Genomic DNA, 329 nt, shown 5'->3' on the forward strand with positions numbered 1-329 from the left:
TTTCAGTCCTATGCCCTGTTCCCACATCTGTCTGTCTGGGAGAATATCGCCTTTGGGTTGAAACGAGGGGATATGTCCAAGGCAGATATCGCCGCGCGCGTTGAAGAGATGCTCAAGCTGACGCGCCTTACCAAATTTGCCAAACGCAAACCCCACCAGATCTCGGGGGGGCAACGTCAACGGGTCGCGCTTGCGCGGTCCCTCGCCAAAGCGCCGAAGCTTTTGCTACTGGACGAACCGCTTGGCGCGCTGGACAAAAAGCTGCGTCAGGACACCCAGTTTGAACTGATGGATATCCAGGAAAGCACAGGGACCACCTTTGTTATCGT

At 55.6% G+C, this 329-nt stretch carries 1 protein-coding gene; it reads left to right on the forward strand.

What is annotated here, in order from left to right:
- On the forward strand, positions 1-329 hold a 329-nt coding region (locus B3849_RS06840), incomplete at both ends, for an ATP-binding cassette domain-containing protein (RefSeq protein WP_286779939.1).

This window comes from Sulfitobacter sp. UBA4523, assembly GCF_002388305.1.
GTDB lineage: Bacteria > Pseudomonadota > Alphaproteobacteria > Rhodobacterales > Rhodobacteraceae > Sulfitobacter > Sulfitobacter pontiacus.